General features: G+C 62.0%; 15 protein-coding genes. 9 read left to right on the top strand and 6 right to left on the bottom strand.

What is annotated here, in order from left to right; all coding sequences use genetic code 11:
• Positions 1-12 precede the first annotated feature (12 nt).
• Positions 13-3186, bottom strand: coding sequence for a PVC-type heme-binding CxxCH protein (locus DX909_RS16830; RefSeq protein WP_128546359.1), 3174 nt, complete (start codon positions 3184-3186; stop codon positions 13-15).
• Between the two features lie 145 nt (positions 3187-3331).
• On the opposite strand from DX909_RS16830, the gene DX909_RS16825 reads away from it, so the two are divergent.
• Together DX909_RS16825 and DX909_RS16820 are read left to right on the top strand one after the other, a co-directional pair.
• A complete protein-coding gene (locus DX909_RS16825; protein WP_128546358.1) occupies positions 3332-3910 on the top strand; it encodes a Crp/Fnr family transcriptional regulator in 579 nt (192 codons plus the stop codon).
• 86 nt (positions 3911-3996) lie between these two features.
• Positions 3997-5154 carry an oxidoreductase gene (locus DX909_RS16820; protein WP_128546357.1) on the top strand — a complete coding sequence of 386 codons (1158 nt, stop codon included), beginning with the start codon at positions 3997-3999 and terminating at the stop codon, positions 5152-5154.
• On the opposite strand, the gene DX909_RS16815 is transcribed toward DX909_RS16820, so the two are convergent.
• Both DX909_RS16815 and DX909_RS16810 read right to left on the bottom strand, forming a co-directional pair.
• Positions 5109-5360: a hypothetical protein gene (locus tag DX909_RS16815; RefSeq protein WP_128546356.1), complete on the bottom strand. Its 252-nt coding sequence runs from the start codon at positions 5358-5360 to the stop codon at positions 5109-5111. The two genes, DX909_RS16820 and DX909_RS16815, sit on opposite strands and share 46 nt — an antisense overlap.
• Before the next feature lie 70 nt (positions 5361-5430).
• Positions 5431-6093, bottom strand: a complete 663-nt coding sequence (locus DX909_RS16810; protein ID WP_128546355.1) for a hypothetical protein — start codon at positions 6091-6093, stop codon at positions 5431-5433.
• A gap of 187 nt (positions 6094-6280) precedes the next feature.
• Here DX909_RS16810 and DX909_RS16805 point away from each other — a divergent pair, with 187 nt between their 5' ends.
• The 5 genes from DX909_RS16805 (at position 6281) to treZ (ending at position 15989) form a co-directional block, all read left to right on the top strand.
• Positions 6281-9397: a SusC/RagA family TonB-linked outer membrane protein gene (locus tag DX909_RS16805; RefSeq protein ID WP_128546354.1), complete on the top strand. Its 3117-nt coding sequence runs from the start codon at positions 6281-6283 to the stop codon at positions 9395-9397.
• Between the two features lie 10 nt (positions 9398-9407).
• Positions 9408-10871: a RagB/SusD family nutrient uptake outer membrane protein gene (locus DX909_RS16800; protein WP_128546353.1), complete on the top strand. Its 1464-nt coding sequence runs from the start codon at positions 9408-9410 to the stop codon at positions 10869-10871.
• Between the two features lie 103 nt (positions 10872-10974).
• The gene (locus DX909_RS16795) at positions 10975-12378 is read left to right on the top strand and encodes a glycoside hydrolase family 30 protein (RefSeq protein ID WP_128546352.1); all 1404 of its coding nucleotides are present in this window, start codon (positions 10975-10977) and stop codon (positions 12376-12378) included.
• A 136-nt stretch (positions 12379-12514) separates the two neighbouring features.
• Complete coding sequence (locus DX909_RS16790) at positions 12515-14122, top strand: alpha-amylase family glycosyl hydrolase (RefSeq protein WP_128546351.1); 1608 nt, start codon at positions 12515-12517, stop codon at positions 14120-14122.
• A gap of 13 nt (positions 14123-14135) precedes the next feature.
• Entirely contained in the window at positions 14136-15989 is a 1854-nt protein-coding gene (gene treZ / locus DX909_RS16785; RefSeq protein WP_128546350.1) for a malto-oligosyltrehalose trehalohydrolase, read from the top strand.
• A 4-nt stretch (positions 15990-15993) separates the two neighbouring features.
• Here treZ and DX909_RS16780 read toward each other — a convergent pair whose 3' ends face one another.
• Both DX909_RS16780 and DX909_RS16775 read right to left on the bottom strand, forming a co-directional pair.
• Positions 15994-16683: a DUF421 domain-containing protein gene (locus DX909_RS16780; RefSeq protein ID WP_128546349.1), complete on the bottom strand. Its 690-nt coding sequence runs from the start codon at positions 16681-16683 to the stop codon at positions 15994-15996.
• Between the two features lie 22 nt (positions 16684-16705).
• Positions 16706-17395, bottom strand: a complete 690-nt coding sequence (locus DX909_RS16775; RefSeq protein WP_128546348.1) for a DUF421 domain-containing protein — start codon at positions 17393-17395, stop codon at positions 16706-16708.
• A gap of 205 nt (positions 17396-17600) precedes the next feature.
• On the opposite strand from DX909_RS16775, the gene DX909_RS16770 reads away from it, so the two are divergent.
• On the top strand, positions 17601-19337 hold the full coding sequence (locus DX909_RS16770; RefSeq protein WP_128546347.1) for an alpha-amylase family protein: 1737 nt from the start codon (positions 17601-17603) through the stop codon (positions 19335-19337).
• Between the two features lie 55 nt (positions 19338-19392).
• On the top strand, positions 19393-19755 hold the full coding sequence (locus DX909_RS16765) for a HigA family addiction module antitoxin (protein WP_229311076.1): 363 nt from the start codon (positions 19393-19395) through the stop codon (positions 19753-19755).
• Between the two features lie 4 nt (positions 19756-19759).
• Here the strand turns inward: DX909_RS16765 and treY are convergent, their stop codons facing one another.
• Entirely contained in the window at positions 19760-24004 is a 4245-nt protein-coding gene (treY, locus tag DX909_RS16760) for a malto-oligosyltrehalose synthase (protein WP_128546346.1), read from the bottom strand.
• Positions 24005-24010: the final 6 nt, after the last annotated feature.

Genomic DNA, 24010 nt, shown 5'->3' with positions numbered 1-24010 from the left:
CGAAGGTAGGCTTTATTTTTCCATCGGATGCTCTTTCAGCAACTGTTCAGGCGAATAGAAGTCTTTTTTGCTTTCGATCGAGGCCCGGACTTTCTTCACCTGCTCAGGCGTCACGGCCGGGGCCTGATTGCCGAAGGCATTGCGGATGTAGGTCAGCACGGCAGCCACTTCCTTATCGTTGAGCAGCCCGCCGTAGGGGGTCATCGGCACTTGGCCGGGGTATTTTACCCCGTTCACCTCGATGGGTCCGAGCAGCCCCTTCAGCACGATCTTGATGAGCCGCTCCTCATTGCCCTGCACCCACTTGACGCCCGAAAGCGGAGGAAATCCGGAAGCCGGAAGCCCCTTGCCGTCCGGCTGGTGGCAGGTGATGCAGTAGCCCTCCCGCGCGAAGATTTCCTTACCGAGCGTATGCAGTTCCAGTTCCGCCCCGCGCAGGTTGGAGGTCTGGGCCACCTCCTTCGCCTTCTTCACAGGCTGATCGTTCAGGTGGGCGACGGCGGCTTCGTGGGCGGGCTTCATCCAGTCGTCGAGCGGTTTATCGAGGGCGGCCGTCAGGATGGGCATGCCTTTCTCCTTCCCGAGCCACGAAGCCGCCACAATAGCCGTCAGCCGCACCCGGCTGTTGTCGTCGCGCACGGCCTGCATCAGCAGATCGGCCTGGTCGGGTACCTGGTGGCCGGTGTAGCGCGTCACCATCACGGCCGCGGCCCGGGCGTGATAATCCTTCGCCTTCAGCACCTGCTTCAGCAGTTTCTGATCGACCTTGTTCAAACCCCAGGTGACCCAGAGGGCTTCGAGCAGGTGGTGTTCGTAACGCGGGTCGTTCTTATCGAGCTTCGCCACCCAGGCGCTCACTTTCGGCAGCACCTCGCCCGCCTTCCGGCCACGCAGCTCCCGGCGGGTGCGGTAGCGGGTGCGGTATTCGGGCAGCTTCAGGTTGTCGAGCAATTCGTCCACCGAAGCGCCGGCCACTTTGGCGGGTTTCACCAGCGGCCGCGACGGATAGGTGATCCGGTAGACGCGGCCGTGGGAGTGGTCGCGCAGGGGGTCGCGGGCGTTATGCTGCATGTGTCCGATCAGGATGTTGTGCCAGTCGATGACGTACAGCGAGCCGTCCGGCGCAAACTCCATGTCCACCGGCCGGAAGTTTCGGTCTTCGCTCACGATCAGGTCCATGCGGTGGTTGCTTTTGTAACCGGTGCCGTCGTCCTTCAGTGTGTGCATCTTCGTTCCGAGGAAGCCGATGGTGTTGTTGATCAGAAAATCGCCCTGCACCTCATCGGGGAAGTGGCGGCTCGATACGAACTCGACGCCCGAGGTCGGCCGCACCCGGTGGGCCTCCTCGATCAGCTGCTTCGACTTATGCGTCGACTCGCCGTAACGAGGCAGCACCGAGCCGGGCATCATCCAGCGAAAATCCGGGCTGGAGGTCTCGGCGAAGAAGGGCTGGCCCCAGTCGTCGAAGGCGATGCCCCAGGGGTTCGGAATGGCAAGCTGGGCAGTGCGCTCCAGCTTGTGCAGCTGCGGGCTGTAGCGGTAAAAACCGCCGTTGGACGCCCGGACGGGTCCGTAGGGCGTCTCGACGTTGGTGTGCAGGAACACGCCCTCGCCCGAGTAGATGGCCCCTGAGGGGTCGGCCGTGAAGGCATGACTGTTGTGGTGCGTATCGTGGTCGTCGTAGCCGCTCAGCAGGATTTCGCTGCGGTCGGCCCGGTCGTCGCCGTTCGTATCGACGAAGATTTTCAGGTTGGTTCCCTGCGAGACATAAACGCCCTCGGGCGCGATCTCGAAGCCCAGCGGCAGGTGCAGCTGGTCCGCGAAAACCGTCTGTTTGTCGGCCTTGCCGTCATTGTCGGTATCTTCCAGAATGAGAATCTTGTCGTTCGGTTTCGGGTCGCCGGGCTTATAGTGCGGATAGCTCGGCATACAGGCCACCCAGAGCCGCCCCTTGTTATCGAACGACATCTGCATGGGTTTGGCCAGGTCCGGAAACTCCTGCTCGGAGGCAAACAGCTCGATCTTATACCCTTCCGGCACCTTCAGTTTGGCAAGGGCCTCCCGGCCGTAGAGGTAGTTCAGGCTGCCGTTCTTCTCGGGGTTGTAGTTGGTTTTGACGGTGGGCAGGGCGCGGGTGCGGGCGTCGGCGGCCGCGAGGTCCATCGTTTTGCCCTGCACCGCCAGCCAGACGGCGGTGTCGCGGTTGGCCGTCATCTGACGGATTTTCTCGATCTCGGCGGGGTAGTTGTCCGGGCCGAAGGGGTTATAGCGACGGCCGTAGACGTGGACGCCGTTCGGAATCTTGAAGTCGTTGTGCCACATCCAGTCCTTTTCCAGCACCGCTGCGTACACCTGCTTCCGGTTCGCTTCGGCTTTGGCCGGTGCCTTGCCGAATACCTGATCGGCGAGCAGCGGACCAAACTTGCGGTAACCGCCTTCGGTAAGCTGGAAGCCGTCGATGGTCAGCGGCTCGGGGGTGGCGTCGTACCACTGCTTCGAGGGTGTGAAGGCGTCGACGAACAGCACCTTGTTGCGCTCGGCGACCTCCTTCATGGCTTTGGCATACATCGCCAGGTTTTCGTTCTCGGCTTTTCCGTTGGGCAGGTCATACCGGTCGGTGAGGTCCTCGAAGGCGATGGGCGACACGATGGCGAGCTGCGGGGCCGCGCTGCCGTTGTATTTCTGATTCAGCGTATGTTTGATAAAGGCATCCAGTTCGGCCTTGTAGTTTTCCAGCCCGGCTTTGCCCTGGAAGGATTCGTTATAGCCGAAGAAGGCGATGATGATGTCGGTTTTCAGGCGGGTCAGCCACTGGTCGGGCGACTCGAAGTGGCCTTCGCTCTCGGAGGGCGTCGCCAGTTCGGTCTGGAATTTCTCCGCGCCGGGAAACGCCCAGGGGTTGAACCGGCTGGCGTGGGGCCGGAAGCCCGGCGTGTCGCCCCCGTCGCACATATTACGGATGAACAGGCGGGCATCCGGATACCGCAGATGCATCTCGGTTTCGAAATGATCGTAGTTCATCATGCGGGAACCCAGATTGTTTCCCAACAGAACGATTCGGGAACCGGAATTGATTTTCAACGGGTTGGAAGCTCCGGTCTGAAAAGCGGTGTCGGTCATCAGCACCAGTCCGAGAAGGACGAGCAAACTGAGAAAGCCGCTTTTTCCGGCAGAAAACAATTTCATAACCACAGGTTTTTAGGATATGGGGCGGCTGTCGGGCAGGATTCGTCGGGAGCCACAGCAATTTAAAAAGGAAATTTTGTACTGGAAATACTTGGTATAATAAGATCCGTTTCACTTCCTTTCCGGGAGAGAGCACCAGAGAGGTATGCAAGACGCGCTGAGAAGCCATATCGAACGAAAAATACCGCTGACGGACGAGGAGTTTGCCGCCACCATGCCGTTTTTTCATGTCCGGAAACTGAAGCGCCGGCAGTTTCTGCTTCAGCAGGGCGAAGTGTGCCGTTACGAGAGTTTCGTGGTCGGCGGTTGTCTGAAATCCTACCATACCGACGAGCGGGGCGACGACCACATCCTGCGGTTTTCCGTAGAGGACTGGTGGGCCGGCGACCTCGACAGTTTTCTGCACCACACGCCCTCCACCATCAGCATAGAAGCCCTCGAACCCGTCACGCTGCTGGTAATCGACCAGCCGGGTCTGGAGCAGCTCTACCGGGAAGTTCCGAAAATGGAGACCTTCTTCCGGATGCTGAACGAAAACGCTCTCATCGCCACCTCCCGGCGCGTCATCGCCGACCTGAGCCTGCCCGCCCGCGAGCGGTATGAGCGGTTTCTGACGACCTACCCCCAGATCGCGCAGCGGATTCCGCTGAAAGACATTGCGGCTTTCCTCGGCATCACGCCGGTTTTCCTGAGCCGCCTGCGGAGAGAACAGGCCGGTTTCTAAACCTGGTTTTAGCGGATTTCTTAACCTGGGTTCAGCGAAATGCGGTCCCCGAACCGGAGTTTTGCAGTGAACAAACGACCCGGTTTATGAGCCGCACACTTCCTTCCTTCTTCGACACGGTCACCGTCGGCGGCCGCCGTCTGAACAACCGATTCGTCGTCGCCCCCATGACCCGCGTCAGCGCAACCGCCGACGGGGTGCCCACCGACGCCATGGGCGCCTATTATGAAGCCTTTGCCGAAGGCGGTTTTGCCGCCGTCATCAGCGAGGGCCTCTATACCGACCTCGTCGCGTCCGTCGCCAACCCGAACCAGCCCGGCCTCGTCACCCCGCAGCAGGTGGAGGGCTGGCGGAAGATCACCGGGCGGGTGCGCCGGCACGGCACGGTTTTTCTGGCCCAGCTGATGCACGCGGGAGCCCTGTCGCAGGTGCTGGAACACACGCTGGCCCCTTCAACCCTGCAACCCCTCGGAAAGCCCTCGGCCTCCTCGGGCGGCTACGACGCCTTCCGGATGCCGGCCGCCATGACGCCCGACGACATCCAAACCGCCGTCGACTGCTACGTGCAGGCCGCCCGCAACGCGGTAGCCGCCGGTTTCGACGGGGTGGAAATCCACGGCGCCAACGGCTACCTGCCCGACCAGTTTCTGACGGCCTATACCAACCACCGCACCGACCGGTACGGCGGTTCGGTCGAAAATCGGTTCCGGTTCACGGCGGAGGTGCTGACGGCCGTCCGGCAGGCCGTTCCGGCCGGTTTCATCGTGGGCCTGCGGCTGTCGGAAAGCAAGGTCAACCATCTGAGCTACCGCTGGGAAGAAGGGCCGGCGATGGCCGAAGCGGTCTTTCGGGAGGTAAAAAAAGCAGCTCCCGATTACCTCCACCTGGCAGCGGAGGGCGGGAGCTGGAAACGGGAATCACTTTACGCCGACGGCCGGTCGTCGACCGGGATTGCCCGGCAGATGCTGAACGTTCCGGTGATCGCCAACGGCGGCCTCCACGATCTGTCGCTGGCCGAAACCCTCCTGACCACCGGCCAGGCCGATCTGCTGTCGATCGGACGGGCGGCCATCGCCAACCCGGATTTTCCGGAGAAGGTCCGGTGGGGTAAGGCCCTGGTGCCGTTCCATCCGAAGATGATCAAACCCTCGGTCAGTCTGGACAACACCCGGGTGTATTTCCGGGAAACGGCGGAGGCTCAGTCCTTGTCCTCCTGCTTCTCCCCATCGGATTCGCCGTCGTAGCCGTGGTAGCTCTCTCCGCTGGTGACGAAGCCTCCGCTGGTCCAGAGGCCACCGCCCCGCTCGCCCCCATTCTCCGTATTTTCTCCGCTCGGGCCATCTTCCGGAACGTTTCGTTTTTCATCCGGGTCGGTATCGTCGGCATGGCTTTTCTGCCGACCCTGGTCGATGTCCCTGCGCAATTCCTCGGTGCTCAACGGCTTTTTCATCTCGGTAACGGTTTAAACGATCAATCCTGTACAACGGCGGCTCCCGGTTTTCGGCCGGGAGCCGCCCGGATTAATGAGCCTGCGGCCCCAGAAAAGCCGTCCGGTCCCCGCGTTGTTCCAGAAAATTGTAGCGCATGATGACCTGGAGCCGCGCAAACGTCCCGGACATCCGTGACTCGGTAGTGGCCCGATATCGTTTGAGGTCGGTTTTGAATTCCTTTACCATCCAGGGCCAGATGGCCCGTTCGAAATCATTCAGATCGGTAAACGTATTGTTCAGCATCACGTAGTATCGAAAATTGTCGGTGTTCCTGGAAAGGCTGGTATCGTCGCCGTACTGATTCAGGGTGTTCAGTTTGAAGAGGTACCACTGGTGGCGCAGACGCCGGTAGACGGGCATGGCCCCCGAAACGACCTCTTCCATAAACAGCTTGCGGCCGGTTCCGGCGACGCCCGGCCCGCTGAGGGCCAGAAACCGGCGGTGGCCGCCCCGGTTTTCGTCGAAGAAACGGAACTGACTGACCTGATCCGCCGTAAAACTCTGTACCCGGCCGTCGGGGCAATGATACAGCACCACTTCCGCCTTCCAGTTGTAATTGACTTCCCCCTCAAGCTGCCGTCCGTCGGTCAGGCTGATCAAACCGGAATTCCACTTCAGATAAGGCGGGGCTCCGGCCTGGCCGACCCCCGCAGTAATCCCGACCATCAGGATTACGATGCTCCACGTTTTCATCCTCCTCAATTCAATGTCGTATTCCCAATATTGTCCTTATAACCTGCCGAGAATTGAGGATGTTGGAAGTTTTTTCCAAAAAAAATCACCGATTGCGGCCGGGGGCCGGACCCTCTCTTTTTGAAGAAATAGTGCCGCCTTTCCCGAACAATCGGTTAACCCTAATCAGTAAACTATTTTTTACGTTATGGAAAACCAATTACTCCGGCAGGGGCTTGTCCGCAGGTTCGTGCACATTCGTCTGTTCTCCGCCCTGCTGCTGTTTATGGCGGCCGGGTCGGCGGTGGCCCAGACTATCACCGGGAGGGTAACCAGTGAGGCCGGGGAGACGCTCCCCGGGGTGAACGTGGTCATCCGGGGTACCACTACCGGTATTTCGACGGACGTCAACGGCAACTACTCCCTTCGGGCCCCCGACCCCAACACGACTCTTGTTTTCAGTTCCATCGGTTTCGTCACGCAGGAAATTCCCCTGAACGGACGAACGACGCTCAACGTCACCCTGGCCACCGACGTGCAGGCCCTGTCGGAAGTGGTCGTGGTCGGCTACGGCACCCAGCGCCGGCAGGAGTTGACCACCGCCGTGACCTCGGTGGGCAGCAAAGCCATCGAACGCCAGCCCGTGGCCGGGTTCGACCAGGCGCTGCAGGGACAGGCCGCCGGGATTCAGGTGACGGCCCCGTCCGGCGCGCCCGGCGCGGGGATCAACATCCGCATCCGGGGCAACAACTCGATCAGCCTGACCAACTCACCCCTCTACGTCGTCGACGGGGTGCAGATTCTGCCTACCTACGAGCAGGAACTCGGCATCGGCAATCAGCGGCCCAACCCCCTCAATACGCTGAATCCGAACGACATCGAGAGTATCGACGTGCTGAAAGACGCGGCTGCCGCGGCCATCTACGGGCTGCGGGCCTCCAACGGGGTCGTCGTGATTACGACCAAGCGGGGCCGCACCGGCAAACCGCAGATCAGCCTGAACGTCTACTACGGCATCCAGCAGCTGCGAAAAAAAATCCCTATGCTCGATGCGCGGCAGTTCGCCGACTATTTCAACGAGGCCGAGACGGCTGCCGGCAACCGGACTCCCTTTACCAACCTCGACTCCATCCCGTACAATACGGACTGGCAGGACGCCGTCTACCGCAACGGCCCCATCCAGAATTACCAGCTCAGCCTGAGCGGAGGCACCGACCGGACCAAATACTACCTCTCCGGCGGGTTTTTCAGGCAGGGCGGGATTCTGCTGAACTCGGGCTTCGACCGCTATAATTTTAAACTGAACCTCGACCAGCAGATGACCGACCGCTTCCGGATGGGAACGAGCCTCAACCTGAGCCGCACCAACAACAACACCAGCGTCCGGAGCGAGCTGGGCCTTCAGAATTCCGGCACGGTGCTGGGAGCACTGGCCCAGATTCCCACCATCCCGGTCCGGAACCCCAACGGCAGCTACGGCACCAACCCCTTCCAGCAACTCGACAACCCCGTCGGGAACCTGCTCGAAACCAACAACCGGGCGCTCATCTACCAGGCCATCGGCAACGTCTACGCCGAACTGGATATCCTGAAAAACCTTGTCCTGCGCAGTTCGCTGGGCCTCGATTTCCGGACGCAGCTCGAAAACCAGTTCATCACCCGCGATTACCCGGGGACGCAGAACGCCGGCCCGGCCACGCGCGGCAGCGCCCGCACGGCCACCAACCAGCAGGTGATCTGGCTCTGGGAGAACACGCTGACGTTTTATCCCGAACTGGGCCGGGATCACAACCTGACGCTGCTCGCAGGGCAGTCGGTGCAGGAGTCGGACCGGTTCACGTCCAGCGCGTCGGTGTCGGGCTTCCCGTCCAACGCGGTACCGTATCTGTCGGCCGGAACGCAGTTTTCGGCGCCCTCCAGCTACCAGGACCAGTGGGGGCTGCTGAGCTTCTTTGCCCGGGCAATCTATAATTACCAGGAAAAATATCTGGCGACGCTCAGCCTCCGGGCCGACGGGTCGAGCCGGTTTGCGCCGGGCAACCGCTTCGGCTATTTCCCGGCGGCTTCCTTCGGGTGGCGGATTTCGCGGGAGACCTTTTTCCCGAAGCTCAAGGCCCTCAACGACCTGAAACTGCGCATCAGCTACGGGGCCAACGGCAACCAGGAGATCGGCGCCTACCAGCGTTTCAGCGCCTACGCGTCGGGTGCCAACTACGCCGGTTCGGGGGGTATTCAGGGCGGGATTGCCCCGCAGCAGATCGGCAACAACCGGCTGAAGTGGGAAACCACGAAACAACTGAACGTCGGGCTGGATGCGGGCCTGTTCGATAACCGGCTGTCGGTCACCTTCGACGCCTACCTGAAACGCACCACCGACCTGCTGACGAACGTGCCGCTGCCGTTCAACGCGGGCGCCCAGAACCCGCAGATCATCCAGAACATCGGCGCCGTTCAGAACCGGGGCATCGAACTGGGCGTCAACAGCACGAATATCCAGAGCGAGGACCCGGGCGGTTTCAACTGGACGACGAATTTGAACTTCAGCCTCAACCGCAACGAGGTCCTCGACATCGGTACCCTCCGCAATGAGCAGGGGCAGGAGGTGGAGCGCCAGATTATCGGCGACTTTACGATCACACGCAAGGGGCAGCCGCTCGGGGCTTTCTACGGCTATGTGGTGCAGGGCCTCTTCCAGTCGGCCGACGAAATCCGCGGGGCCGCCACCCAGCCCAACAACCCGCAGCCCGGCGACATCCGGTTTTCGGACCTGAACGGCGACGGCACCATCGACGCCGGCGACCGGACGGTGATCGGCAACCCGAACCCGAAGTTCTTCGCCGGCCTGACCAACACGCTGACCTACCGGGGGTTCGAGCTGAGCGTCCTTTTTCAGGGCAGCTACGGCAACGATATCTTCAACCAGAACCGGATGAGCATCGAAGGCATGAGCGATCCCTTCAACCAGACGACGCAGGTGCTGAACCGCTGGCGGCCGGGCAACACGGCTACCGACATTCCGCGGGCCGTGCGCTATGACCCTAACCAGAACAACCGGTTTTCGACCCGCTTCGTGGAGAGCGGCACCTACACCCGGCTGAAAAACCTGACCGTCGCCTACAACCTGCCGGCCAACGCCCTCAAGGCGGCCCGCATCAGCAACGTGCGGGTGTATCTGACCGGCCAGAACCTGCTCACGTTCACCAACTATTCGGGCTACGACCCCGAGGTGAGCGCCGATCCGTTCTCGTCCGTCGGCTTTGGCCGCGATTACGGGGTTTATCCGCAGGCGCGGACGTATACACTGGGGGTGACGCTTAATTTTTAATCGAAAAAACATGAAAAGAATATTCTTCGCCCTCACCGCCATCGCGCTGATCGAATCCTGCCGGAGCCTGGAAAAGAACCCGCTGCCGAGCATCACGCCCGAGAACTTTTTTCGGAACGCCGACGACGCGGAATCGGCCCTGACAGCTGCCTACGACGCCCTTCAGCAGGGGGGCGCCTACGGACAGGACCTCAACGTGGCCGGCGAGATGCCGTCCGACAACGTCACCAGCACCAACGGCGACGTCAACGCCATGGAGCGGATCATCTGGACCCCGCAGACCAGCCAGGTCAACAACATCTTTCAGGCGGCCTATATCGGCATCAACCGGGCCAACGCCGTCCTGAATTACGTGCCGGCCATCCAGATGGATACCGTCCGGCGGAACCAGATTCTGGGGGAAGCCTCGTTCCTGCGGGGCCTGCACTATTTCAACCTCGTCCGGCTGTACGGCGGGGTGCCGCTGCGGCTCCAGCCCACCGAGTCGGGCGAGAACAGCGTGGTGTCCCTGGCACGCGCGACGCCCGAGGAGGTGTATGCTCAGATCACGGCCGACCTCGCCCGGGCCGAACAGTGGACCTCCGCCGGCTTCGGCTCGCAGGCCGCCGACCGGACACGGGTCGTCAAAACGGCGGTCAACGCCCTGCAGGCGCGGGTGTTTCTGACCCAGCGGCAGTGGGCGCAGGCCGTGGCGGCGGCCAACAAGGTGATCACCAGCGGGCGGTATCAGCTGATGCCGAACTTCAACGAGCTCTTTCCGCCCGAGAACAAGATCGAGTCGATTTTCGAGGTGCAGTTTGCCGGGAACGCCGACGGCGGGTTCATCCTGCCTGACCTGGTGCTGCCCTCCCCGCCGGCCACCTACTCGTTTCCGAAGTTCAACATCCCGACGGCGCAGCTCATCCAGACGGCCGACACCACGCGCGACCGGCGCTGGCGGTTTACCGGGGAAGTAACACCGGCGGGGCGTAATTACGCCAGTTTCGTCTGGTCGAGTTCCGAGAACCCCAACGACAACGGGCCGTTCGTCTATAAGTGGCGCAGCAACCCGAACGGCTTCAACAGCCCCGACAACTATTACGTGCTGCGGTATGCCGACGTATTGCTGATGGCGGCTGAAGCATCCAACGAACAGAACGGCCCCAACGCGGCCGCCCTCACGCAGCTGAACGCCGTCCGGACCCGGGCCGGGCTGCCGGCGCTGACGCTCGGGGAACTGGCAGGCAGGCAGGCCTTCCGCAACGAGGTGGACCGCCAGCGACGCCTGGAGCTGGCCTTCGAGGGAGAGCGTTGGTTCGATCTGCTGCGCTACGCCCGCCAGATACAGGCCGACCCCACGGCGGCACACCCGGTCACGGCACTGGACATCATCCTCCAGATGCGCGGCAACCGCGACGCCAACTACCTGTTGTTCCCGCTGCCGCAGACGGAGATCAACACGAACCCGCTGGTGACGCAGAACCCGGGGTTTTAAACCACCCCCGGCCCCCTAAAGGGGGCCGGGGGGTAAAGGGCATTATTATTGCGAAAAAGCCGTCATCTTTGCAAAATGCCGGACCGTTACCCCGACCGACACCATGACGAAAACCGCCTTTCTGCTCGTCCTGAGCATCATTATGGTCTCCTGCCAGCGCCAAACCGCCCCGGCCCGGACGGACGGCCGCATCGAGTGGTGGCTGACCAACCCGGACCGGACGGCCCTGTTCGTGCAACAGCCGGAACCCCTGCGGTTTGGAAACGGGGCGGAAAACGGGCCGGTGATCGAGATTGGGGAGACGGCTTTTCAAGCCATCGACGGCTTCGGATATACCCTGACGGGCGGGAGCGCGATGCTCATCCACCGGATGGAAGCCGGCCCCCGGGCGGCTCTGCTGCGGGAACTGTTCGCGACGGACGGCCGCAGCATCGGCGTCAGCTACCTGCGGCTGAGCATCGGAGCCTCCGACCTCGACGACCGGGTTTTCTCCTACGACGACCTGCCGCCGGGCCAGACCGACCCGCAGCTCATGCGCTTCAGCCTCGATCCCGACCGGCAGCACCTCATCCCGGTGCTGAAGGAGATTCTGGCGATCAGCCCCGCCCTCAAACTGCTCGGCTCGCCCTGGTCACCGCCGACCTGGATGAAAACCAACGGCAACTCGAAAGGGGGCAGCCTGAAACCGGAGTTCTACGACGCCTATGCCCGGTATTTCGTCAAATATGTGCAGGGCATGAAGGCTGAGGGCATCCGGATCGATGCCATTACCATTCAGAATGAGCCGCTGCACCCCGGCAACAACCCCAGCCTGCTGATGCTGCCCGAAGAACAGGCGACATTCATCAAAAACCACCTCGGCCCGGCATTCCGGCAGGCCGGCATCGACACCAAAATCCTGCTCTACGACCACAACGCCGACCGCCCTGATTATCCGATCACCATCCTGAATGACCCCGAGGCCCGGAAGTACGTCGACGGATCGGCGTTTCACCTGTATGCCGGTCCCATCGAGGCCCTGTCGAAGGTTCACGATGCCTACCCGGACAAGAATCTGTATTTCACCGAACAGTGGATCGGTGCGCCCGGCGACCTGCGGGGTGACCTGGGCTGGCACGTCCGGACGCTGATCGTCGGTGCCATGCGCAACTGGGCGCGGACGGTATTGCAGTGGAATCTGGCCGCCGACCCCCGCCAGCAGCCTCATACCGAGGGCGGGTGCGACCGCTGCCTCGGCGCCCTGACCATCGACGGGAACACCGTAACGCGCAACCCGGCCTACTACATCGTAGCCGTTGCCTCGAAATTCGTCCGGCCCGGCTCGGTGCGCATCACGTCCAGTGTCGTTGAAAAGCTGCCCAACGTAGCCTTCCGGACGCCCGACCACCGCCGGGTGCTGATCGTCCTGAACGATGAAGCTGCGGCCCGGACGTTCGTGATCCGGCACGGGGGCCGCCATGCCACGGCAAGCCTCCCGCCGGGGGCCGTCGGCACCTATATCTGGTAGCGGCTGGTTCGCCCGTCGGTAAAGTTTTGTTTTCCGGCCGAAACCCCGGCCCCGGTTCCGGGTTCTGTTGAAAGAAGTGATGATCCGGCCCCGCTGCGGGGCCGCTTTTTTGCGGAAACGAAACTTGCAAACTGGAATGGAAGATCAGCAGAAGAAATACCTCTGGTGGCAGGAAGGTGTCGTCTATCAGATTTACCCGCGTTCGTACCAGGACAGCAACGGCGACGGCATCGGTGACCTGCCCGGCATCCTCCAGCGACTCGATTACCTCCAGTGGCTGGGCGTCACGGCCGTCTGGCTATCACCCATTTATCCCTCCCCCATGGCCGATTTCGGCTATGACATTTCGGATTACCAGGGCATCCATCCCCTGTTCGGGAACCTCGACGACTTCGACGCCCTGCTGCGGGAAATACATAACCGGGGTATGAAACTCATCCTCGACCTCGTGCCGAACCACACCTCCGACCAGCACCCCTGGTTTCTGGAATCCCGCTCCTCGCGCGACAATTCGAAGCGCCACTGGTACCTCTGGCACGATGCCGGCCCGGACGGCGGCCCCCCGAACAACTGGCTGAGCGTCTTCGGCGGCAGCGGCTGGGAGTGGGACGAAACCACCGGCCAGTATTATTACCACGCTTTTCTGAAGGAACAGCCCGACCTCAACTGGCGCAATCCCGAGGTGCAGAAGGCCATGCTCGACGTCATGCGGTTCTGGCTCGACAAGGGCGTCGACGGTTTCCGGGTCGATGTGATGTGGCACATGATCAAGGACGACGGGCTCCGCGACAACCCGCCCAACCCTGACTATCTGCCCCATATGTCCACCTACGAACAGCTCCTGCCGGTCTATTCGACCGACCAGCCGGAGGTGCACGACCTGATCCTGAAAATGCGGGAGGTGCTCGACAGCTACCCCGAGCGGATGATGATCGGTGAAATCTACCTGCCCATCCGGCAGCTCATGACCTATTACGGCGTCGACGGCAGGGGAGCGCACCTGCCGTTCAACTTCCAGCTGCTCCAGCTGCCCTGGGAAGCGCCCCGGATTGCCGCGTCCGTCGACCAGTACGAGGGGCTGCTGCCGGATCACGGCTGGCCCAACTGGGTGCTCGGCAACCACGACCAGCCCCGCATCACGAGCCGCGTCGGCTGCGAGCAGGCCCGGGTGGCCGCCCTCCTGCTGCTGACCCTGCGCGGCACCCCGACCGTCTATTACGGCGACGAAATCGGGATGCGCGACGTACCGATTCCCTTCGCGGAGGTGCAGGACCCGCAGGGACTGAACATGCCCGACAAAAACCTCAGCCGCGACCCGGCCCGGACGCCCATGCAGTGGGACGCAGGTCCGAACGCCGGTTTCACGACCGGAAAGCCCTGGCTCCGGCTGGGTGCCGGCTTCGCCCGGGAGAACGTCAAGGCCCAGACCGACGACCCGTATTCCATGCTGACGCTCTACCGGCGGCTGATCACCCTCCGGCAGCAGGAACCGGCACTCATGACAGGAGCCTACGCGCCGGTCTATTCGGATCAGCAGGTAATGGCCTACCTGCGCGGGTCGGAGGGGCAGCAGCGGTTTCTGATCGTGCTGAACCTGAGCCACCGTCCCGCTTATTTCAACCTCAAAGACCCCGACATGCAGGGCACCGTCGAACTTGCCACCGCTCCCGAACGCGAGGGCATGACCGTCGGCGGGGCCGTCAGCCTGGCCGGCGACGAAGCAATCATTGTACGACTGAACTGAACCGTAACGACTTATGAAAACCATTGGGGCCGGCCACCTGGCCGAAGGCCGTTGTCTGTTTACCGTGTGGGCGCCCGAAAAAGAGAAGATGATCCTGCATCTGGTTCATCCGGATGACCGGAAAGTGCCGATGCAGCGCGACGAGGAGGGGTATTTCCGGGCGGAAGTGTCGGACGTCTTCCCCGGCCACCGGTATTTTTTCAGGCCCGACGACGGGGAAGATTACCCGGACCCGGCCTCTCACTTCCAGCCGGAGGGCGTCCACGGCCCCTCGGAAGTGGTCGATCATGCGGCCTTCCGCTGGACCGACGAACGCTGGCGCGGGCTGCGGTTCCGGGACCTGGTTCTGTATGAACTGCACGTCGGCACGTTCACGCCCGAAGGCACGTTCGAAGCGGTCATTCCCCGGCTCGACGATCTGGCCGACCTGGGCGTCAACGCGCTGGAAATCATGCCGGTCAACCAGTTCCCGGGCGACCGCAACTGGGGCTATGACGGCGTTTTCCCGTATGCGGTGCAGCATTCCTACGGCGGCCCGGAAGGGCTGAAAAAGCTGGTGGATGCCTGCCACGCCCGCGGGATTGCGGTATTCCTCGACGTGGTCTACAACCACTTCGGGCCCGAGGGCAACTACCTCGACCGCTTCGGGCCCTATTTTACGGCCAAATACTGCACGCCCTGGGGCGACGCCCTGAATTTCGACGGCGAATGGTCGGATGGGGTGCGGGACTTGATCTCGGAAAACCCGCTGCACTGGTTCGAAAATTACCATATCGACGGTCTTCGCTGCGACGCCATCCACATGGTGTTCGACATGGGAGCGGTGCCGATCTGGGAACTGATTCACGAGAAAGTCCGGCTGGCCCGGCAGCAGCTCGGCCGCCCCCTGTACCTGATCGCCGAATCCGACCTGAACAGCCCGCGGGTGATCCGGGACCCGGAGGTCGGCGGTTACGGCTTCGACGCCCAGTGGCTCGACGACTTTCACCATTCGCTGTATGTGCTGGTAGACCGGAAAGGGAAAGAACGCTACGGCGACTTCGGAAAAATGGAACAGCTCGTCAAAGCCTACACCGACGGCTTCGTGGGGACGGGGGAATACGCCGATTTCCGGAAACGGAAATACGGCCGGTCGTCGGCCGGGATGGACGCCGACCGCTTCGTGGTGTTCAACCTGAACCACGACCAGGTGGGCAACCGGGTAGACGGCGGGCGGCTCTGCATGCTGGTCGACTTCGAAACCCTGAAGGTAGCCGCTGCGGCCACCCTGCTGTCGCCCTACGTGCCGCTGCTGTTCATGGGTGAAGAATATGCCGACGAATCGCCGTTCTTCTATTTCGTGAGCCACAGCGAGGAAGCCCTGATCGAAGCCGTGCGGGAAGGCCGTAAAGCCGAGTTTGCGGCCTTCGGCTTCAGCGAGCCCCCACCCGACGCCTTCGACCCGGCCACGTTCGAGCGATCGAAACTCCAGTGGGAGAAACGTACCGAAGGAAAACACGCCCTCATCCGACAGTGGCACAAGACGCTGCTCCAGCTCCGCCGGACCGAACCCGCCCTGCAGAGCGTCGCTAAGAAAGACCTTCGCGCCGAGGTGCTGGGGCCGACCGGTTTCGTGCTCCACCGGCAGACCACCGACGGCCGGCGACGGCTGCTGGCCCTGTTCAACCTGTCGGACGAGCCGGTTTCCCATACGATTCCGGCCGGGCCGGAAATCTGGACGAAAGTACTGGATTCGAAGGAGCGGCAGTGGCAGTTGGAAGGCGCCCCGAAGCCGGCCCTCCTCCCCGAACGAACCGAGGCCGGGCGGGTGCTGAACCTTCCGCCGTGCAGCGTGGCCCTATATACCGCAGCATCCGCGCCGGCCTGACGCCTTACTGAATAGCCTGCACCCAGATCTGCCTCTGGCAGTTGGGGCAGGCTTCTTTCATCTTTGCGCCCGTCGGCTGCGGATGACCGCAGTTGTAGCAGACGTTATGCCCTTCGACTTTCTTCTGTTCCTCCACGTAGTCGGTATCCCAGGGCGGCAGGATCGACAGACCGGGCTGCGGTTCAGGGTACCTGACCAGCGTAAAGGCTCCGTTGGCTTCAATGTACAGCCGCTTGACCACACCCAGATGCTTCACCCTGCTCGACCGAAGCTGGGCAAACAGCAGCTCGCGGGTCATTTCGGAGCCTCTCATGTTGTCGATCTGAAGCACCGAGTTCTCGACCAGCGTGCTGACGATATCCTGCGCCACTCCCTCGAACTTCTCGTTGCGGGAGGACCACCAGGAAACCAGACGCTGCACGCCGACCACCACGAGGCCGATGATCACGGCCGGCAGTAAACCGCGCTGCGGGTCCAGGATCGGCACCCCGATGGCGGCCGCCAGCGACACCATCGCGGCCATTTCGCCCCGGCTCAGCCGCGACGACATCCGGCGGCCCATCAGCCGCATCGCGCCCACCAGAATGAAGTAGACGACGGCCACCCGGAGCAGAATTTCGATATAAAAGACGCCCGGCACTTCGCCCACCAGAATGCGAAGCCAGTCGGACAGATGAATCTCTTCCTTTTTCATGATTCGTCTCGGTGAATGGCAATCAGAGGACGGCTTTCTGCCAGTGGCTGGCTTCACAGTTGGGGCAAAGGTCGGGTGCAGGCCGGGCCGGAACCGTCTGGCCGCAGCGTGAGCAGGCCAGCAGATCGGATTCGGCCGGCCGGTAGATGCCGCGAACTTCGTCGTCCGTCGGAGGCAGCACCGACAGACCCGGCCGGTCTTCTTCTTCCGGAAAGATGCTGAACATGCCGTAGGCTTCCAGATACAGGCGTTTTACCTTGCTCAGATTGTAGATGTTGCTTCCCCGCAGCACGGCATACAGCTGCTGCCGGGACACCAGGTTGCTGGACATGGCTTCGAGCTGAATGAGGCCGTCGCGCACCAGAATCGTTCCCGTACCCTGAATCTTCTTCTCTGCCTTCCGGCTTTTGAAGCCCACCATATTCGTCAGTCTCAGAAAACCGAGGGCGCACACCAGACCGGTTGCTCCCGCCAGCAGACCCCGGTCAGGCAGCTGCATGGCCGGGGAGACGATGGCCCCGAGCGTCAGCATGACGGCCAGCTCCAGGTTGGTCACCTGCCCGTTCATCCGCTTGCCCAGCAGCCGCAGAATGACCAGAAGCAGGAGGTAAATCAACAGCGTGCGAATAAATACTTCGAGCAGAAATTCGGCGGGGTTGTCCCCGATCAGAATGCGGTTCCAGTCGGACAGTCTGATGTCTTCTTTCTTCATACCACTAAATACCACGTTCACATATCCACAGCCGTTAACCGCCTGTTTCATTCGATTGATTAAGCATTCATGTAAAATCCGGCTTAAGTTATCCAACGACCCGGGGTGCTGCGGAAAGGGCCGAACAATCGGGAATTTTAAGAAAAAAGCCCGGCCGGGGGTTTACGAAAGAAACAGACCTGATCCGGCTGATCCCGCTTGCTTCATGAAACGTACCGCTTTGCTGCTTCTCCTGGCCCTGCTGACGGCCTGTCAGAAAAAAAACGCCGAAACCACCACCGAAAAGACCCCGCCGATTCCCGTCCCGACGGACTTCTTCGAGGAACTCTGGTTTAAGAACGGTCTGATTTACAGTGTCGACGTCAAGGTGTTCCGGGATACCGACGGCAACGGTTTCGGTGACTTTCGGGGGCTGGCCGGCCGGCTCGACTACCTGAAAGACCTCGGCGTAACGGCCGTCTGGCTGGCCCCGTTCCAGCCTACCCCCAACCGTGACGACGGCTACGACACTTCGGATTTTTACCGGGTCGATCCGAACGTAGGCACCGAGGACGATTTCCGGTATTTCATGCAGGAGGCCGGCCGGCGGGGTATCCGGGTCATGATGGACCTGGTCGTCAACCACACCTCCGACCGGCACCCCTGGTTTCAGCAGGCCCGCCGGGACCCCCGCTCGCCCTATCGCTCGTGGTACGTCTGGTCGGAAAAACGGCCGGAGAAATGGGATAAGGGCATGGTGTTTCCGGGCGTGCAGAAAGCCACCTGGACGTATGATTCCACCGCCAAAGCCTATTATTACCACCGCTTCTACGAATTTCAGCCCGACCTGAACGCCCAGAATCCGGCCGTTCTGCGGGAGTATCGTAAAATCGTCCGGCACTGGCTCGACCGGGGCATCAGCGGCTTCCGGCTCGACGGCGTTCCGTTCCTGATCGAGGTGGCCTACCCCGGCTTCGACACCGAGAACCCCGACCACCAGTTCGACCTGCTCACCCACCTGCACCAGTTCATCCAGTGGCACAAAAGCGACGCCATCCTGCTGGGCGAAGCCAACGTCGACCCGAAGGAGCAGCAGCCGTATTTCGGGGCCGAAGGGCAGGGCATGCAGATGCTGTTCAACTTTTTTGCGAACCAGTATCTGTTCTACGCCCTGGCGACCGGCGAGGTGCCGCCCCTGGCGAAAGCCCTGGAGGAAACGAAAAACATCCCGGCCACGGCCCAGTGGGCGACGTTCCTGCGCAACCACGACGAAATCGACCTCGGGCGGCTCAGTGACGCGGAACGCGAAACCGTGAACCGGCGCTTCGGCCCCGACACCACGATGCAGCTCTACGACCGCGGCATCCGGCGCCGGCTGGCCCCCATGCTCGGCGACCGACGGCTGATCGATTTGGCCTACAGTCTGCTGTTTGCGCTGCCCGGTCTGCCGGTGATCCGCTACGGGGAGGAGATCGGCATGGGCGACGACCTGCGGCTGCCCGAGCGGTTTGCCATCCGGACGCCCATGCAGTGGACCAATGGCCCGAACGCCGGTTTTTCGACCTCGGACAAACTCATCCGGCCGGTCATCAGCCGGGGGCCTTTTGGCTATCCGACGGTGAACGTCGCCCGGCAGCAGGCCGACTCCGCTTCGCTGCTGAACCACATCCGGAAGCTGTCGCGGCTGCGGCAGCAATGCCCGGAAATCGGTTGGGGCGAATGGAAGATGCTGGAAACCGGCTCACTGCACCTGCTCGCCATGCGCTACGACTGGCAGGGCCGCTCGCTGCTGCTGGTGCACAACTTCGGGTCGGCCCCCGCCCAGTTCCGCCTGAAACCGGAAGGCAAGAGCCAACCCACCCTGACCAGCCTCCTCGACCGGAGCCGGATCAAACCCGGCCCCGACGGCCAATACGGCTTCCAGCTAACCAGCTACGGCTACGGCTGGTACCGCATGAAGTGAGAGAGGTTTAGCAGTCGCCTATCGCCTTTGAATATTTGTACAGTCAACGAAAAGGATGACTTTTGTTGACTGTTTTATTTTAGCAGCCATGGCACTATTTGATCCGGCGCATCCGGGGGCACTGATCCGGGAAACCATAGAGGCACTGCGGGAGAGAACAGGCCAGAAATTAACCCTACAGGAGGCCGCCGACGGGCTGGGCATCTCCCGCAAAACGCTTTCCGCCATTACCAACGGAAAGCAAGGCGTAACCCTTGAAATAGCGTTACGCCTTGCGGCCGCTTTTGCCAATACGACCCCGGAATTCTGGCTGAAAGCCCAGGAGAATTACGACCTGGCACTGGCCCGACGAAAAGTGGATACCAGCAAAGTTCGCGTATTTTGGAAGTCCACCAGCTTCATGCCCGGCCTGCCGTAATCTCTCAAACCCGGTTGTACAGCACCGCCCACTCGCGCAAGCGGGTTTCCTCGGCTTCGGTGAGCCGGCCGGGACGCAGGCGCCACAGCCAGTTGCCGGCGGCTTCGGCCGGGGTGTTGATGCGGGCGGTTTCGTCCAGCCCCAGCACGTCCTGCACCGGCAGGATGACGGTTTTCGCCACCGAGGCATACACCAGCCGCCCGAAGACTTCGTGGACGTTTTCTTCCGTCAGCGGCACCCCGGCATAACGCTCGGCCTGCCGGCGGGCGGCCGGGTCGGCGTCGCGGGCAAACCAGCCCCGGACGGTGTTGTTGTCGTGCGTGCCGGTATAGGCGATGAAGTTTTCGGCGTAGTTGTGCGGAAAATGGGGCGAACCCGGCACGTCGCCGAACGCAAACTGAATGACCTTCATGCCCGGCATTCCGAAGGCGTCGCGGAGTTCATAGACCTCCTCGCTGATGTCGCCCAGGTCCTCGGCCACCAGCGGCACCGGTCCCAGTTCCTGTTCGAGTTTTTCAAAGAAATCATGCCCCGGCCCCGGCTTCCACTCGCCGTGGATGGCCGTTTTCTCCCCGGCCGGCACCTCCCAGTAGTCGGCCATCGCCCGGAAGTGATCGATGCGGACGAGGTCGTACAGCTCACGGTTTTTTCGGATCCGGCGAATCCACCAGTCGTAGCCCTGCTCCTTCATGCGATCCCAGCGGAATACCGGCATGCCCCACAGCTGGCCGTCGGCGTTGAAATAGTCGGGCGGCACCCCGGCCACGGCCGTCAGCCGGCCTTCCTCGTCGAGACTGAACAGCTCCGGGTTGGCCCAGACGTCGACCGAATCGTAGCTGACGTAGAACGGCAGGTCGCCGAACAGCTGAATGCCGAGCTGGTTGCAGTAGGTGCGCAGGCCGTGCCACTGCCGGGCGAAGATGAACTGAAACCACCGCACCTCGTCGAGCGCCTGGGCGTGTTTTTCGCTCAGATCGGACAGCGCCGTCAGTTCCCGCTTCCGGATCTCCTCCGGCCACTCATACCAGGGCTTCTGCCGGTGAACCTGTTTCAGAACGGTATACAGGGCGAAATCGTCGAGCCAGGCGGCTTCCTGATCGCAGAACTCGCGGAACGGCCCTTCCAGCCAGGTGGCCCGGCCCTCCCGGAAGGCCCGCCAGGCTTTGACGAAAAGCGGCTTTTTCACTTCCTCCGCACCCTTGTAATCGATCGTGTCGCCGGCGGGCAGAACGGAATCGGCCCAGTCGGCTGGGTCGAGCAGGCCGTCGGCGGCCAGCGCTTCGGGGCTGATCAGCAGCGTGTTGCCCGCCATGCTCGAATAGGTGCTGTAGGGCGAGAAACCCACCCCCGGTCCCGTCGGGTTGACCGGCAGCAGCTGCCAGAACTTCTGACGGCTGCGGCTCAGAAAATCGGCGAAGGCCCGCGCTTCCGGCCCGAAATCCCCGACGCCGAAGAGCGAGGGCAGCGAGGTCACCGGCATCAGCACCCCGGCTCCCCGCTCACTGACCTGATCCCCGAACTTCAGGAAGGCCAGCGGCAGGTCGGCAAACAGTTCATTCACCGACAGTTCCGAATCGGCTTCGCCCTCGGTTTTCAGCAGGACATGGCGCCATTGGGTGGGGGCACCGGCCGGCAGCAGGATGCGGGTGTCGCCCCAGTCGGTGCGGCCTTCGGTCGGCGGGTCGGGCAACAGGGCCGTATGCAGCGGCACGGCCACCACATACCAGGTCTGCTTATACCGACGGGCAAACGCGAACACGTTTTCTTTATACCGGCCTTCCACCGCCAGCGGGAGGTAATGGCCTTCGGCGAAAAGTTCGGGCTGCTGCAGGCGCTCGTTCAGCAGGCGGTGCGTCAGCCAGAGTTTGATGCGGCCGTCGTAACGGTTTTCCCAGAGTTCGTTCCACAGGGCCGCATCCGAAGCCGGTTCGTCCTCGTCCCCCGGCGTCTCGCCCGGCCCGATTTCGCCCATTTCGGTCAGCCGGCGGCCGCGCAGTTCAAAGTCGACGGGCCGGCGGTTGTCGGGGTCTACGAGGCTGAAATCCCAGAGTTCGCAGCCCTGGTAGATGTCCGGCACGCCCGGACAGGTGGCTTTCAGCACCACCTGCGCCAGCGAGTTCAGGATTCCGAAATCGACGATTTTTCGGTAAAATGCCTCAAAGCTTTTCCAGAACGGGCGTTTTCGGTTCAGGAGCGCCACCGCAAAGCGTTTGGCGGCCTCTTCATATTCCGGATTCGGTTCGCTCCAGTCGGAATGGTGCTTGGCTTCGCGGAGGGCTTTTTCGAGATACTGCTCCAGCCGTCCGGCCAGGTCGTCGGTATCCTGCCCCGGCATCGGATAGGCGCCGATGAGGGTCTGGTAGATGAAATATTCGTCGTTGGCGTCGGGGGCGCCGGCCTTCTTCAGATCGGCATTCAGGTTCTGCCACTCCTTCACGGCAGCCGTCCAGGCGTCGGGCAGGTCGGTCAGGACGTTCAGCCGGGCGCGGACGTCCTCTCCCCGTTTGGTGTCGTGGGTCGAGGTGGCGTTGAGGGCCAGCGGCCAGCGCTCCTGCCGCACCTTCATTTTCTGGTGAAACTCCTCCAGCGAAAGGCCGAAGGCTTCCGGCGCGTCGCCCACCTCGTTGTGACCGATGAACCGGTTATAGGTATACATCAGCGTGTCTTCCACGCCCTTCGCCATCAGCGGCCCCGTAAACTGCATGCAGCGCTGGTAGAAGACCAGCGCCCGGCGGTTAAACGGCTCGCTGCCCTCCAGCGGCTTTTCGAGCAGGGTTTCTTCGAGCAGCCCGGCGGCCAGGCTCAGGTCCGGTTTTTCCTTCCGGATGCGGGCCAGCACGGCGCGGACGGCTTCGGCCTCCGGCTCCGCCAGCGGCATCCGGCGGCCGTAATACCGGTATACCGGGCAAAAAATGAGAAATTGACCGATGGCGGCTTTCAGCGAGTCGGCCGGGATGAGGGCGAGGGCGTTCTCCTCCACCAGATTCAGTTCCAGAAAAAGCCGGTAGAGGTTTTCCAGCTCCCCGCCCATGTGCTGAAGCAGAATGTGCGCCTTTTTTTCGTGAATCTGCGGCCCGACGGCCTGCGGCTTCCCACCGACGAGTTCTTCATAAAAGGCGGTGAAAGCGGCTTCGCTGGCTTTCAGGGTGAACAGGTTGTTGACCATCGCCAGAAACTCGTAGCCGGTAGGCCCCTGAACGGGCCAGCCGACGGGCAGGTCCTCGTCCTGCTGGAGAATCTTTTCGACCAGAATGGTGGTTTCCTCCCCGGCCTGCTCCCGCAGCTGTTCGAGGTAGCCGGCCGGGTCGTACAGCCCGTCGACGTGGTCGATGCGCAGGCCCTGAAACTGGCTCTCCTTCACCCAGCCGATGATGTGTTCATGGAACTGCCGGAACACCTCGGGGTTCTGCATCATCAGCCCGATCAGGCCGTTGACGGTGAAAAACCGCCGGTAGTTGATGTGCTGGTCGGCTTCCCGGTAGGAACACAGGCGGTAGGCCTGGTCGTCGGCGATCCGGCGAAGGATTTCCGGCTTGTTAACCGCCTTCAGGCACTGATTCAGCCCGTTCCGGTCGTCGGCGACGATCAGGGCCAGCTCCTGCCGGAACGCATCGACCGCCTGGGCGTAGGACCGGGGTTCTTCGGTCCGCAGGATGCGCCGGAGCTGGTTCTTCAGCGGCCGGACGACATTACCGAACGGGGCTTTGGCCTGTTCGAGAACGGTTTCATACGACCGCAGGTGCAACGGGTAAACCGAGTCGAAATAATTGAAAACCAGTCGGTCATTGCGGTAGTCGACGGTTAGCCGGCCCGCGTCGATCACCTGGTCGAGCGGATCGCCGAGGAAGGGCACCATCGGCCGGTCCTGAAAGAAGGGGTCGGCCCAGGCCGTATCGAAAAATGAAGCGTAGAGCGACAACGGCCCCTTTTCCAGCACGTCCATCAGCCAGGAATTATCCGGGTGGAAGGCCATATGGTTCGGCACGATGTCCTGGAGCCAGCCGATACCCAGTTCGCGGAGCCGCTCACAGAGGGTCGTCAGTTCCTCCCCGGTGCCGATCTCGGGATTGATCCGGTGGGGGCTGATGCCGTCGTAGCCGTGGGTGCTGCCCGGCACCGACTGGAACACCGGCGAGGCATAGAGCGTGCCCGCGCCGAGGTCTGCGAGATAAGGAATTATTTTTTCTAAATCACTGAATGTAAATTCTTTGTGAAACTGTATTCGGTACGTGGCAACGGGATTATACATAGGTTG

Source organism: Larkinella soli (assembly GCF_003703975.1).
Lineage (GTDB): Bacteria > Bacteroidota > Bacteroidia > Cytophagales > Spirosomataceae > Larkinella > Larkinella soli.
Note: the sequence above shows the minus strand (reverse complement) of the source record. Positions and strands in the feature narration are given on the sequence as shown.

Bases quoted from the DNA above. Each gene is read 5' to 3' on its own strand.
- DX909_RS16765 (WP_229311076.1), top strand. From the start codon at position 19,393: ATGACTTTTGTTGACTGTTTTATTTTAGCAGCCATGGCACTATTTGAT.
- DX909_RS16815 (WP_128546356.1), bottom strand. From the start codon at position 5,360: ATGAAAAAGCCGTTGAGCACCGAGGAATTGCGCAGGGACATCGACCAG.
- DX909_RS16820 (WP_128546357.1), top strand. From the start codon at position 3,997: ATGAGCCGCACACTTCCTTCCTTCTTCGACACGGTCACCGTCGGCGGC.
- DX909_RS16825 (WP_128546358.1), top strand. From the start codon at position 3,332: ATGCAAGACGCGCTGAGAAGCCATATCGAACGAAAAATACCGCTGACG.
- DX909_RS16800 (WP_128546353.1), top strand. From the start codon at position 9,408: ATGAAAAGAATATTCTTCGCCCTCACCGCCATCGCGCTGATCGAATCC.
- DX909_RS16775 (WP_128546348.1), bottom strand. From the start codon at position 17,395: ATGAAGAAAGAAGACATCAGACTGTCCGACTGGAACCGCATTCTGATC.
- DX909_RS16795 (WP_128546352.1), top strand. From the start codon at position 10,975: ATGACGAAAACCGCCTTTCTGCTCGTCCTGAGCATCATTATGGTCTCC.
- DX909_RS16770 (WP_128546347.1), top strand. From the start codon at position 17,601: ATGAAACGTACCGCTTTGCTGCTTCTCCTGGCCCTGCTGACGGCCTGT.
- DX909_RS16790 (WP_128546351.1), top strand. From the start codon at position 12,515: ATGGAAGATCAGCAGAAGAAATACCTCTGGTGGCAGGAAGGTGTCGTC.
- treZ (WP_128546350.1), top strand. From the start codon at position 14,136: ATGAAAACCATTGGGGCCGGCCACCTGGCCGAAGGCCGTTGTCTGTTT.
- DX909_RS16830 (WP_128546359.1), bottom strand. From the start codon at position 3,186: ATGAAATTGTTTTCTGCCGGAAAAAGCGGCTTTCTCAGTTTGCTCGTC.
- treY (WP_128546346.1), bottom strand. From the start codon at position 24,004: ATGTATAATCCCGTTGCCACGTACCGAATACAGTTTCACAAAGAATTT.
- DX909_RS16805 (WP_128546354.1), top strand. From the start codon at position 6,281: ATGGAAAACCAATTACTCCGGCAGGGGCTTGTCCGCAGGTTCGTGCAC.
- DX909_RS16780 (WP_128546349.1), bottom strand. From the start codon at position 16,683: ATGAAAAAGGAAGAGATTCATCTGTCCGACTGGCTTCGCATTCTGGTG.
- DX909_RS16810 (WP_128546355.1), bottom strand. From the start codon at position 6,093: ATGAAAACGTGGAGCATCGTAATCCTGATGGTCGGGATTACTGCGGGG.